Origin of the sequence: Vibrio sp. BS-M-Sm-2 (assembly GCF_041504345.1) — a bacterium.
Lineage (GTDB): Bacteria > Pseudomonadota > Gammaproteobacteria > Enterobacterales > Vibrionaceae > Vibrio > Vibrio satsumensis.
The window spans coordinates 2,619,103-2,631,699 of record NZ_CP167894.1 but is presented as its reverse complement, the minus strand read 5'-3'; the positions used below and the strand labels follow the sequence as shown (position 1 = coordinate 2,631,699).

The following is a 12,597-nucleotide window of genomic DNA, read 5'->3' as shown; positions in this document are numbered from 1 at the left end:
ATAGATGTATAAATAGAAACTTACTGACTTTTGGTATCTCGCCACATATAGTAAGACTAGACTTAAATGGAACAACTCAGACAAGGAATGCGATGTATATTTTTGGTTATGGCAGTTTAATCAACTCATCTTCACGCCAGCTTACCGGTCAGACAGGGCAAGCGATCCCTGCGATTGTTCATGGCTTAATTCGCCATTGGAGCAAGATCGATGACAGCTATGTGTTATCACCTTTGATCGTCAATCTCGGCGAGGGACAAGTGAATGGTGTGTTGCTTGAGGTGGATGATATTGCACTGGCTGAGTTTGATCGCCGTGAGCGTGGTTATCACCGAATCGAATTACAGGCCTCTCAGATAAAAAGCCAAGATGGGTTCAAACAGGATCAATCGATCTGGGTTTACATCAAAGACGAGATTGAAGCTCCTTGCGAAAACAGCCCTATCGTTCAAACCTATGTCGATACGGTATTGGCAGGATGTTTAGAGGTGTCTGAAAGCTTTGCGGCGCACTTCGTTAAACACACACAAGGTTGGCATCACCCATTAGAAAATGATCGCCACCAGCCTAAATATGGCAACCTTGCTGGGGTTTCCGATCACCATCACAGTGTGATTGATGGCTTGATACTAACTGTACGCAGCTAGTTGATTTAGGTTGGTGAACACATAGGCTCACCAACCTAAAGCGAGCTTAAACGACACGAATACCTGCTGGCATCGCACGTTCAGGGGTTAGCAATACACTTTCAGATTCATCTTCCGTTTCTGCACATAGCAACATGCACTCAGAAGTGTGGCCTCTCATCTTCGCCTTCGCTAGATTGCACAAAACAACAACTTGCTTACCCATCAACTCCTCTTCTGTGTAGTAAGGAACTAGGCTGGTCACCGTTTGTAGCGTCTTGTCACCAACATCCACTTGCACGATGTACAGCTTGTCGGCGTTTTCATGACGAACAACCTCAATGATCTTACCCACACGCATTTCTAACTTAGCAAAGTCACCATAAGAGACAGTATCCATTTCTCACTTCCTATATTGATTTGTTTTCACTCATTAAATCATTTACTAAAATTAAGTAAAATGTAAATGTTTACACTAGCATTAAGCCTAATAATTACAAGCGGTAAAGATCTCATTACTGGAAGTAAAATGAGAGTTTCGTTGCCTTACTATCATTGTCGGTGTTAAATAGATGCAGCAATGTATAGAGGTTAAAAATGGCAACAATTAAAGATGTAGCAAAGGAAGCTGGTGTTTCTGTTGCAACCGTATCTCGAGTGATCAACAAGTCTCCCAAGGCGAGTACAAGCTCGGTAGAGTCTGTAACTAAAGCGATGTCTAAACTCGGCTATCGCCCGAATGCCAATGCTCGAGCGCTGGTAAGCCAAAGCACGAACACTGTTGGTGTATTGGTCGGTGACATCTCCGATCCCTTTTTTGGCACGCTGGTTAAGGCTGTCGATAATGTCGCTCGTGAGAACGGAAAACATATCCTTGTCGGTAATGGCTCACACGATCGTGAAGAAGAGAGACAAGCGATTGAGTTGCTGATTAACAGCCGTTGCGACGCCCTGGTGATCCACTCGAAAGGCCTGACCGACGAAGAACTGATTGCCTATGCGAAAGAAGTCAAAGGCTTAGTGCTGATCAACCGTTATATTGCTGAGATTGCCAACCGTTGTATTTTCTTGGACAACAAGAAAGGCGCGTATCTTGCGACGGAATATCTGATCCGCCATGGCCATCAGAACATTGCCTGTATCGCCTCATCGCATAGCATTGAAGATGCCGATGAGCGTATCCAAGGTTACTTAGCGGCACTCTCAGATTACAAAATAGCGCTCTCTGACAGCTATATTGAATACTCAGCGCCCACCAGTGACGGTGGCGAATACGCCATGACTAACCTTCTGACTAAATCACTGCCAATCACAGGTATTGTGGCGTACAACGATTACATGGCAGCAGGTGCTTTGTCTGTCCTTGATGAAAACGGTATTCAAGCGCCAGACAAAATGTCGATCATCGGCTTCGATGATGGCTTGATTGCCCGCTATGTTCATCCAAAGCTCACCACTATTCGCTACCCGATTCAGATGATGGCAGAGAAAGCGACACGACTCGCGTTGCACTTAGCTAAAGGTGAAAACACCTCTACTGAACCAATGATGTTCTCTCCAACTCTGGTACGCCGCAATTCGGTAGAGAAAGTCTAAGTTCTGGTCGACTCATCAAGCAATAAACAAAAAAAAGTCCTAACAGAATCGCTTCTGGTAGGGCTTTCCTACCTTACTCAGATACTCAACAATCGCGCTTAATAAACCGCACTCTTGTTGAGCGCCACTTTTGCTCATCCCCCAAGAACAACGCGATAATTCACATCGTCCTATTCACAAGCAAAAGACATTGGCGTAACCGCTTTGAGCTAGAGCGTACTAGTTTGAAGAATCCCCCGAAAATTCAAACTGGTAACAGGTACTGTAGTTATATTCTTGTTCAGGCTTGAGAATACAACTGTCCTGCTTCCACTCTGGGTGGTTAGGAGAGTCAGGTAAGAACTGGGTTTCTAGCGCCAAACCAGCGTAATCTTCATAGCTGCCACCACTTCGGTTTGGTGTGCCACCAAGCCAGTTTCCGGTGTATAGCTGCATTGCAGGTTTGGTTGAAAATACTTTTAGTGTGACGAGCGCATCTGGTGAGGTTACGGTCGCGGCACATTGAGTGCGTTTGCAGCCATCAGCCAATAAGAAAGAGTGGTCGTAACCCTTTGCTGCTTTCTGCTGTTCATCGCCCAACAAACGCTCTGAGATCATCATAGGCTGATTGAAGTCAAAGCTGGTCGATTTCACCGATTTAAGGTTACCTAACGGAATACCCACCGAATTAGTCGGTAAGAACTGATTAGCATTGATACTGACAATGTGTGACAAACAGTCGTGTCCAGCTTCAGCGCCAAGTAGATTGAAGTACGCATGATTCGTTAGGTTGACCACAGTTGGCTTGTCTGTAGATGCAGAATAATTAATAGAAACTCGATTATCTTCGGTGATGTCATAACGCACCGACACATTCAAATTACCCGGAAATCCTTGGTCGCCATCAGCAGACTCTAAATTAAACACCACTGACGTTTCGCTTTGCTCGGCAATATTCCAACGGCGTTTATCAAAACCATTCGGACCACCATGCAAGGTATTGCCCGCTTGGTTGGTTTCCAGTTTGTAGTTCTGGCCATCAATTTTGAAACGACCATTAGCAATGCGGTTAGCATAACGGCCAACGGTTGTGCCCATATAACTGGCTTGCTTCTCGAAGTTATCCATTGAATCGACACCCAATAGCACTTCTCGTCTGTTTCCTTTTACTGGCAAGATACAGCTCAACCACGTTGCGCCAATATCCATGAATGTCACTTCCATGCCGTGTGCATTCGACAGCGTGACAAGCTGAGCAGGTTGGCCATCATAGGCTGCAGTTTCTGTCATGGATTGATGCAGGTTCTGCGCTTGTGTCATTCTAAATTCCTTCTACTGCCAGTAAAAAGCCTCTACGTTGAGGTAAAGGCTTTAGTATTTGGCCTACCATGATCTTTTTACTTGGTAAGCGCTATCTTAAGTCTCGAAGCCGTTAGATTACTTCAATTAGGCCGGCGCCGTCTTTCGCTTGGCACACATAAATTGATTCTTTTAGACCCGTCGCTGCTTGATATTTTTGCTCTACCGTTGTTTTAATTTCATCAACTAAAGCTGGCGGAACCAATGCCACGATACAACCACCAAAGCCACCGCCCGTCATACGCACGCCGCCTTGATCGCCAATCACTTCTTTAACCATATCCACTAGCGTATCGATCTCTTTAACTGTGATTTCAAAATCATCACGCATTGATGCATGTGATTCTGCCATCAACTCGCCCATGCGCTTCATGTCATGAGTACGCAGAGCTTGAGCCGCTTCAACTGTACGGTCATTTTCGGTAATCACGTGGCGAGCGCGCTTAGCAACCATCTCATCCAATTCAGACTCTTTCGCTTTGAATTGCTCAATCGTTACATCACGCAATGCAGGAACACCGAACAAGCGAGCCGCTTCTTCACATTGTTCACGACGCGTGTTGTATTCACTGTCGACTAAGCCACGTTTCTTGTTTGAATTGATGATCACCACCGCCATGTCTTCTGGCATTGAAACCGCTTGAGTTTCTAGGCTACGGCAATCCAAAAGCATCGCGTGGTTCGCAAGGCCTTCTGCCGAGATCATTTGATCCATGATGCCGCAGTTACAGCCCACAAATTCGTTCTCTGCTTGCTGACCATTCAATGCGACTTCCGCTTGCGTGATCTCTAGGTTGTAAAGCACCTTGAATGTCTGACCAATTACCACCTCTAGTGCCGCCGATGAACTCAAACCCGCACCTTGAGGTACATTGCCTGATACAGAAATATCCGCACCTTTAAACTCGTAGCCACGACCAATTAAACACTTCACCACACCACGAATGTAGTTCGCCCACATCTTGTCTTGTTGGAAGGTAATCTCTTGCGTGATATCGAATTCGTCTACCGCATTATCGTAGTCAACAGACACCACACGCACCATGTTGTCATCGCGCTTTGCTGCCGCAACAACGGTTTGGTAGTTAATAGCACACGGTAGAACAAACCCGTCATTGTAGTCAGTGTGCTCACCAATCAGGTTCACACGACCTGGCGCTTGAACGATGTGAGTCGCTTGGTAACCAAGGACTTGCTCAAAAGATGCTTTCACGTTTTGGATTAGATCAGACATAAGTAAACTCTCTGCTTAAACTCTTTGTTCAATTGTGGCCCCTTCATGGCACCACTTTAATTCTTTGAGATTCCCTATCCTGTTCGTCGATCTCGGTAGGAAATGACAGCATCAGCTTCTAAACTCCTAGGTATTTAAGCTTCTAGGCTTCTCAGCTGTCGTTATTCCAGAATCGAGGGACGAGATATCAGGAATCTCGCTTACTATTTACGAAGAAGCGTATTACTGTTCTTTGTAGTGAACGTCACTCAAATCGCGAAGACGTTGCGCCGCTTGTTCTGCGGTCAAATCGCGTTGTGATTCCGCCAACATTTCGTAACCCACCATGAACTTACGAACCGATGCGCTGCGTAGTAGCGGCGGGTAGAAAAGCGCGTGCAGTTGCCAATGGTCGATATCAGTGCCTTCTTCAAAGAACGGCGCATAGTGCCAGCCCATCGAGTATGGGAATGAACATTGGAACAAGTTGTCGTAGCGGCTGGTCAGCTTCTTGATCGCAAGTGCCAGATCATCACGTTGTTCGTCAGTCAGTTCACTCATACGGCGAATGTGCGTTTTTGGCAGCAACATAGTTTCGAATGGCCATGCAGCCCAGTAAGGCACTACAGCAATCCAATGTTCGGTTTCAACCACAGTGCGTGAGCCGTCTTTCATTTCAGCTTCAACGTAATCCACTAATAGGTTTGAACCTTGTTGTTCGAAGTATTCTTTTAGCAGCTTTTCTTTACATTCAATCTCGTTTGGCAGAAAGCTGTTCGCCCAAATTTGACCGTGTGGATGAGGCTGAGAACAGCCCATGGTCTCGCCTTTGTTTTCAAACGCTTGAACCCATAGGTAGTCTTTACCAAGCTCTTCAATCTGTTCATTCCAGGTATCGATCACGCCGCGGATTTTATTCACCGGCAACTCTGGCAGCGTTTTGCTGTGGTCTGGAGAGAAACAGATAACGCGGCTCAACCCACGAACACCTTGAGTCTTAAATAGAGGGTTGTCAGACTCTGGAGCGTCAGGCGAATCAGGCATCAACGCCGCGAAATCATTACTGAATACATAAGTACCTTCGTAATCTGGGTTTTCGTCACCCGAAATACGTGTGTTGGTTGGGCACAAGAAACACTCTTTCTCGTACTCAGGAAGTTGTTCAGTCGATGGCTTCTCGTCTTGACCGCTCCACGGGCGTTTAGCACGGTGCGGTGATACTAAAATCCACTGACCTGTTAATGGGTTATAACGACGGTGTGGATGGTCTACTGGGTTAAATTCAACTTTTGACATGCTTAGATTGCTCTCAAATTTTGTGTCTTGGTCAATTCACCAAGATGAATAATTCTTCTACAAGGAGATTCCCTTTCACGCTCGCTCCTCGCTGTAGGGAATGACGTTCAGAAATCGTAGTTTTAAAATTCGTCATTCCAGAATCGAGGGACGAGATATCTGGAATCTCTCTTAACCTGCCTTCCCCAAAGAAATTGGAGTTGCAGCTTTCAATTACATAAAGTTAGTAACCATTGGGATTATTCGACTGCCAATTCCAGGTATCCGCCGTCATTTCCATCACGCTACGCGTCGCCTTCCAGCCAAGTTCGCGCTCCGCTTTTTCTGTGCTTGCCCAACATTCGGCAATGTCACCAGCGCGACGTGGGCAAAGTTCATAAGGAACAGGCTTACCCGATGCTTGTGCGAAGGCTTCAACCATCTCAAGTACACTTGAGCCTTTACCCGTACCTAAGTTGTAAATGTGTAGGCCAGCCTTCTCGCCCACCGCTTTTAACGCGGCGACGTGACCGTCAGCTAAATCCATCACGTGGATGTAGTCACGAACGCCTGTGCCATCGACTGTTGGGTAATCGTTTCCAAAAACAGCCAGTTTTTCACGGCGACCAACGGCTACTTGAGCAATAAACGGCATTAAATTATTTGGGATACCTTGTGGGTCTTCACCCATAGTGCCCGATGGATGTGCACCTACTGGGTTGAAGTAACGTAATAAAGTCACGCTCCAATCGTTCTCCGCGTTGAATAGATCGCTTAAGCACTCTTCCACCATATACTTGCTGCGACCATAAGGGTTGGTGGTCGCGCCAGTTGGTGAAGTTTCAGTAATTGGCACTACTTCTGGATCACCATAAACAGTAGCCGAAGAGCTAAATACGATGCTTTTCACACCCGCTTTCTTCATGCATCGAGCTAACACTAGTGAACCATTGACGTTGTTATCGTAGTACTCCAAAGGCTTAGCGACTGACTCACCGACTGCTTTTAGGCCAGCGAAATGAATGACGGCTTGGATATCATTTTCTGAAAACACGCTATCTAGAAAAGATTGGTCACGAATGTCGCCAAGATAAAACGTTGGCCGCTTGCCAGTTAACGATTCGATTCGTTCCAGCACTAGCTCTTTGCTGTTGCAAAGGTTATCAACAATGATCGGATCCATACCTGCTTGTATCATTTGAATGCATGTATGACTTCCGATGTAACCCATGCCGCCCGTAACCAGTACTTTCACAATCAACCTCTCTTTGTCGTCATTCGTGGGCTAACTCGAACTGATATTCAGCTCAGTAGCACCGTATGCCAGAAATAGTAGCAGCCATTTTGATTATAATTCTGTGATCAAAACCACGAAGTGTAAACGTTTACACTAGCTTTCATCATTAGTGCTGATCATGACATAGATGAAATGTATAACCACCAACCTCTAATTCATTGAATTTTAATAAGATAATTATAGATAGTTAGATTTGAGACATCACAGAGGAGTTGAGCATTTATTTTACTAAAAGTTAATGCAATGACTTCCAGTTTGATTACAATAGGTCTGTAGAATAAAGAGGTGCATTGCTTTTTTACTAAATACCAATTTCAAAGCAGCGCAATGTTCCAATAACAGGAAGTGAGTATGGCAACGTTAAAAGATATCGCGACTGAAGCGAATGTATCATTGGCTACAGTTTCAAGGGTTCTCAATGAAGATCCAACATTAAGCGTCAAGGAAGAGACCAAAAGGCGTATCTTTGAAATTGCAGAGAAGTTGGAATACAAAACCAGCAGCTCACGAAAAACCGTTAGCAGTAAGAAGCAGAACCATCACTTCCTTGCATTATATAACTACAAGCAAGAAGCGGAAGTTAACGACCCTTACTATCTATCGATTCGCCACGGGATTGAAACCCAATGTGAAAAGATGGAGGTTAAGCTAACTAACTGTTATGAAAGCAAAATACAAATAAACTCAGCGCCAATTACAGGTGTTTTGTTGGTAGGAAGAATGACACCAGAGGTTATCGAACAAGCCAAAAAGCTGAGCGATAATATCTGTTATGTCGATTTTACCGATCACTCAGAACCTTATGACTCTGTCGATATCGACCTGGCTTTGATCAGCAAAGAGATCACCAACTTCTTTATCAACCAAGGCTATGAGCGCATCGGCTTTATCGGTGGACAAGACGACGTCGACACCCCTGATATTCGTGAAGTGGCCTTTGCTGAATATGGCAGCCTCAAGAACGTTGTAAGTGAGCAAGACATCTACCGTGGTGACTTCTCTAGCTCTTCAGGTTACAAGCTTGCAAAACAGATGCTCGCGACTGGCGACTACCCTAAAGCCATGTTTATTGCGTCAGATTCCATCGCAATTGGCGTTTTACGAGCAGTTCATGAGCACGGATTAAACATTCCTGAAGATATTGCGCTGATTAGTGTAAACGACATCCCAACAGCTAAATTTACCTTCCCATCTTTATCGACTGTTCGTATTCACTCTGAACTCATGGGAATTCAAGGCGTTAACCTGCTGATCGAGAAAGTACGCGACGGTCGCACTATCCCATTACGCGTCTATGTACCAAGCAAACTCAAGCTGCGCGATACAACAAAATAGTCAGTAATATCAAACAAATACATTAAGGCCATCTTTACTAAAGGTGGCTTTTTTGTGCCTATCAGATACATCAATGAACACATATTCCCCAGTTTAACCTGCTTCATAAATCAGCTAATAGCATTCTTTTAAGTGGATCACACAGCACCGTAAAAAGACCTTAAAAAACGTGATGGAGTTAAAGTAAAACGTTTTCACTAATTTCATTTAGTAAAAGTTTTACTAATAATTACCTCAGTCCAAAAATACTCGTATTCACTACGACCCAATTACGCATAAGAACGTCGGTCAGCAAACTGCATTCAGACCGAGAGAGAGGCAACGTGAACAACTGGGAAAACTTCCTGAACTTACATGAGAACCGTATGGCACCGCGTGCATACTTCTTCTCGTACGCATCAGAAAAAAATGCAAAAACGTTTCAGCGTGAACTTAGCAGCCATTTCCAACTATTGAGTGGCCAATGGAGTTTCAGCTATTTCACCAACCCGCTATTGGTTCCTGAAGAGTTTTATTCTCAGGAAATGAGCGACTGGGGCAACATCACGGTTCCAAACATGTGGCAAATGGAAGGCCACGGCGATCTTCAATACACAGATGAAGGTTTCCCATTCCCAATTGATGTACCTTTCGTACCATCAGACAACCCAACAGGCGCTTACCAACGCTCTTTCTTCCTTGGCGAAAGCTGGGACGAGAAACAAACCATCATCAAATTTGATGGCGTTGAAACTTACTTCGAAGTTTACGTAAACGGCGAATATGTTGGCTTCAGCAAAGGCAGTCGCCTAACGGCTGAATTCGATATCTCTAGCCACGTAAAAGCAGGCAACAACCTACTGTCTATCCGCGTGATGCAGTGGGCCGATTCCACTTACATTGAAGACCAAGACATGTGGTGGACAGGCGGTATCTTCCGTGATGTTTACCTTGTCGGTAAAGAGCAACTGCACGTTCAAGACCTAACGGTTCGCACTGACTTCGATGATGCTTACCAAAGCGCTACCCTATCGTGCAACGTTGTATTAGAAAACCTAGCCGCAGCGGCGAACGCAAACCTTGAGTACGCATTGCTTGATGGCAGCCAAGTTATCTCGCAAGGCTCAGTAGATAACCTAACTGTTCCTAACCAACAGACTGGCGGCAATGCGAATACTCAATTCTCTATCGATGTAGTGAACCCTGTTCAATGGAACGCTGAAACCCCATACCTTTACCAACTATTGCTGACGCTAAAAGACGCCGATGGCAAAGTGCTAGAAGTGATTCCACAACGTGTTGGTTTCCGTGATATTAAAGTTCGCGATGGTCTGTTTTACATCAACAACAAATACGTGATGCTGCATGGCGTAAACCGTCACGATAACGATCATCTAAAAGGCCGTGCGGTTGGCATGGATCGCGTTGAGAAAGACTTAGTGTTGATGAAACAACACAACATCAACTCAGTACGCACTGCGCACTACCCGAACGACCCGCGCTTCTACGAGTTATGTGATATCTACGGTCTATTCGTGATGGGCGAAACCGATGTCGAAACACACGGCTTTGCTAACGTTGGCGACCTAAGCCGCATCACTAACGATGCGGCATGGGAAGCGGTGTTTGTTGAACGTATCGAACGTCATATCCACGCTCAAAAGAACCACCCTTCTATCATCATGTGGTCTTTAGGTAACGAATCTGGCTACGGTTGCAACATCCGTGCTATGTACGATGCAGCTAAAGCGATTGATGACACACGTCTGGTTCACTATGAAGAAGACCGTGATGCTGAGGTGGTAGACATCATTTCAACCATGTACTCACGTGCTCAATTGATGAATGCCTTCGGTGAATTCCCACACGAAAAGCCACGCATCATCTGTGAATACGCACACGCAATGGGTAACGGCCCGGGCGGTTTAACCGAGTACCAGAACGTGTTCTACAAGCACGATTCGATTCAAGGTCACTATGTTTGGGAATGGTGTGACCACGGCATTCTCGCACGTGATGAAGCAGGTACAGAGTTCTACAAGTACGGTGGTGACTACGGTGACTACCCGAACAACTACAACTTCTGCATGGACGGTTTGATCTACCCAGACCAAACACCTGGCCCAGGTTTGAAAGAGTACAAGCAAGTGATTGCCCCAGTGAAGCTTCGCGATTTCGATGCGAAAACTGGCACCTTCACCGTTGATAACAAACTGTGGTTCTCAAACATTGATGACTACACCATCACTGCAGAAATTCGCGCTGAAGGTGAAACCATTGCTGTGCAACACATCAAGGTTGAAGAGCTTGCAGAAAACTCTAGCCGTGAACTAACACTTAACTTGCCACAGCTTGATGAGCGCGAAGTGTTTGTGAACTTTACTGTTCGCAAGGATTCTCGCACGCCCTACAGCGAAGCGAACCACGATATCGCGGTTTACCAATTCCAAGTAAAAGAGAACACGGCGCAACTAGAAGCCTTCACCAACAACAATGCAACGGCACTGAATGTTGAAGAGTCTCGCCTCGCTTACCTAATCAAAGGCCACAACTTTGCACTGAACTTCTCGAAAGTGAACGGCAAGCTGACGTCATGGTTAGTGAATGGCGAAGAGCTGATTAAGTCAGAACCACGAATCAACTTCTTCAAGCCAATGATCGATAACCATAAGCAAGAGCACGATGGTTACTGGGAGCCAGCACACCTACAGATCATGCAGGAGCACTTCCGCACACTTAACGTTGAACAGGTCAATGGCAAGGTAGAGGTCACCACCACTAGCATCATTGCTCCACCAGTATTTGATTTCGGCATGCGTTGTGAATATCGCTACCAAATCAGCGCTGAAGGCCAACTGAACGTTGAATTAAGCGGTGAACGTTACGGTGATTACCCACACGTGATTCCAGTGATTGGTTTCGATATGGGCATTAATGGCGACTTTGACCAAGTTCAATACTACGGCCGCGGCCCTGAAGAGAACTACCAAGACAGCAAGCAAGCCAACATGATTGATGTGTACCAATCAACGGTTGCAGACATGTTCGAGAACTATCCGTTCCCGCAAAACAACGGCAACCGCCAACATGTTCGTTGGGCTGCGCTTTCAAGCCGCGCGGGTAATGGTATTGCGGTAAAACCACAGCAAGAAATCAACTTCAGCGCATGGTTCTACACCAATCAAAACCTGCACCAAGCACAACATACCATTGAGCTAGAGAAGAGCGGTTACATCACGCTAAATCTAGACCACCAAGTGATGGGCTTAGGCTCAAACTCTTGGGGAAGCGAAGTGTTGGATTCTTACCGCGTGTACATGGATGAGTTCCGCTACGGACTAACTCTGATTCCATTCCAAGCAGGCGATTGCGACGCACAACACCTAATCAATCACAACTTTGGTGACCAGTTCTTCACGGCGAATACGCCAGCAACTCAACCACAACAGAACGAGGCATAAACGATGATCGTTTTAGACAACCTAGAGCAATTTAAAGTCGTTTACCGCGACGGTCGTAAATGGCAACGCTGTGTAGAAGCGATTGAAAACATCGGCAACATCAAAGATGGCGTGATGTATTCGATTGGTGACTCACTGGCTTACATGATTGAAGACGGTGTGGCTCGTAACACAGAAAACTTCACCGGAAACCGACGTTATTTCGATGTTCATTACTACTTGGAAGGTCGTGAAACCGTTGAGTTTGCAGCTAAGTCTCAACTTGAACAAACCCAAGCTTACAGCGATGAAACCGACCGTGAACACCTACTGGGTAACGGTGAGACTCGCGAATTGGTTGAAGGTCAAGTTGCGATCTTTGATAACAGCAAAGCTTACCGCTTTCACGGTGATAACCGAGTTCGCAAAGTAGTGCTGAAAGTGACCATTGAAGACGGTTACTTCCTTAATAAGTAAGTAGCCGAAAACAAGCTACCG

Annotated in this window: 10 protein-coding genes; 5 read left to right on the top strand and 5 right to left on the bottom strand. The window is 45.6% G+C overall.

Features of this window, described 5'->3' with window-relative positions; all coding sequences use genetic code 11:
• Positions 1–92 precede the first annotated feature (92 nt).
• The gene (locus AB8613_RS12120; RefSeq protein WP_372383872.1) at positions 93–647 is read left to right on the top strand and encodes a gamma-glutamylcyclotransferase family protein; all 555 of its coding nucleotides are present in this window, start codon (positions 93–95) and stop codon (positions 645–647) included.
• Positions 648–693: 46 nt separating this feature from the next.
• On the opposite strand, the gene AB8613_RS12115 is transcribed toward AB8613_RS12120, so the two are convergent.
• Entirely contained in the window at positions 694–1,026 is a 333-nt protein-coding gene (locus tag AB8613_RS12115) for a tRNA-binding protein (protein ID WP_017060796.1), read from the bottom strand.
• Between the two features lie 197 nt (positions 1,027–1,223).
• Between AB8613_RS12115 and AB8613_RS12110 the strand changes: the two genes are divergently transcribed.
• Positions 1,224–2,222 (top strand): substrate-binding domain-containing protein, encoded by a 999-nt coding sequence (locus AB8613_RS12110; protein WP_372383871.1) that lies wholly within the window; start codon positions 1,224–1,226, stop codon positions 2,220–2,222.
• 219 nt (positions 2,223–2,441) lie between these two features.
• Here AB8613_RS12110 and galM read toward each other — a convergent pair whose 3' ends face one another.
• The 4 genes from galM to galE all read right to left on the bottom strand — a co-directional run bounded on the left by galM (position 2,442) and on the right by galE (position 7,303).
• Positions 2,442–3,521 (bottom strand): galactose-1-epimerase, encoded by a 1,080-nt coding sequence (gene galM, locus AB8613_RS12105; protein WP_372383870.1) that lies wholly within the window; start codon positions 3,519–3,521, stop codon positions 2,442–2,444.
• A gap of 112 nt (positions 3,522–3,633) precedes the next feature.
• Complete coding sequence (gene galK / locus AB8613_RS12100) at positions 3,634–4,794, bottom strand: galactokinase (protein ID WP_372383869.1); 1,161 nt, start codon at positions 4,792–4,794, stop codon at positions 3,634–3,636.
• A 222-nt stretch (positions 4,795–5,016) separates the two neighbouring features.
• Positions 5,017–6,069, bottom strand: coding sequence for a UDP-glucose--hexose-1-phosphate uridylyltransferase (locus tag AB8613_RS12095; RefSeq protein WP_372383868.1), 1,053 nt, complete (start codon positions 6,067–6,069; stop codon positions 5,017–5,019).
• 223 nt (positions 6,070–6,292) lie between these two features.
• Positions 6,293–7,303: a UDP-glucose 4-epimerase GalE gene (galE, locus tag AB8613_RS12090; protein ID WP_239716510.1), complete on the bottom strand. Its 1,011-nt coding sequence runs from the start codon at positions 7,301–7,303 to the stop codon at positions 6,293–6,295.
• A 393-nt stretch (positions 7,304–7,696) separates the two neighbouring features.
• On the opposite strand from galE, the gene ebgR reads away from it, so the two are divergent.
• The 3 genes from ebgR (at position 7,697) to AB8613_RS12075 (ending at position 12,576) form a co-directional block, all read left to right on the top strand.
• A complete protein-coding gene (gene ebgR / locus AB8613_RS12085) occupies positions 7,697–8,680 on the top strand; it encodes a transcriptional regulator EbgR (RefSeq protein ID WP_060982580.1) in 984 nt (327 codons plus the stop codon).
• A 323-nt stretch (positions 8,681–9,003) separates the two neighbouring features.
• Positions 9,004–12,120 (top strand): beta-galactosidase subunit alpha, encoded by a 3,117-nt coding sequence (gene ebgA / locus AB8613_RS12080; RefSeq protein WP_372383867.1) that lies wholly within the window; start codon positions 9,004–9,006, stop codon positions 12,118–12,120.
• Positions 12,121–12,123: 3 nt separating this feature from the next.
• The gene (locus AB8613_RS12075) at positions 12,124–12,576 is read left to right on the top strand and encodes a beta-galactosidase subunit beta (RefSeq protein ID WP_215404298.1); all 453 of its coding nucleotides are present in this window, start codon (positions 12,124–12,126) and stop codon (positions 12,574–12,576) included.
• Positions 12,577–12,597: the final 21 nt, after the last annotated feature.

What these genes read in the sequence shown, in the direction of transcription:
- AB8613_RS12120 (WP_372383872.1), top strand. Translation starts at nt 93, where the DNA reads ATGTATATTTTTGGTTATGGCAGTTTAATCAACTCATCTTCACGCCAG.
- AB8613_RS12115 (WP_017060796.1), bottom strand. Translation starts at nt 1,026, where the DNA reads ATGGATACTGTCTCTTATGGTGACTTTGCTAAGTTAGAAATGCGTGTG.
- AB8613_RS12110 (WP_372383871.1), top strand. Translation starts at nt 1,224, where the DNA reads ATGGCAACAATTAAAGATGTAGCAAAGGAAGCTGGTGTTTCTGTTGCA.
- galM (WP_372383870.1), bottom strand. Translation starts at nt 3,521, where the DNA reads ATGACACAAGCGCAGAACCTGCATCAATCCATGACAGAAACTGCAGCC.
- galK (WP_372383869.1), bottom strand. Translation starts at nt 4,794, where the DNA reads ATGTCTGATCTAATCCAAAACGTGAAAGCATCTTTTGAGCAAGTCCTT.
- AB8613_RS12095 (WP_372383868.1), bottom strand. Translation starts at nt 6,069, where the DNA reads ATGTCAAAAGTTGAATTTAACCCAGTAGACCATCCACACCGTCGTTAT.
- ebgR (WP_060982580.1), top strand. Translation starts at nt 7,697, where the DNA reads ATGGCAACGTTAAAAGATATCGCGACTGAAGCGAATGTATCATTGGCT.
- AB8613_RS12075 (WP_215404298.1), top strand. Translation starts at nt 12,124, where the DNA reads ATGATCGTTTTAGACAACCTAGAGCAATTTAAAGTCGTTTACCGCGAC.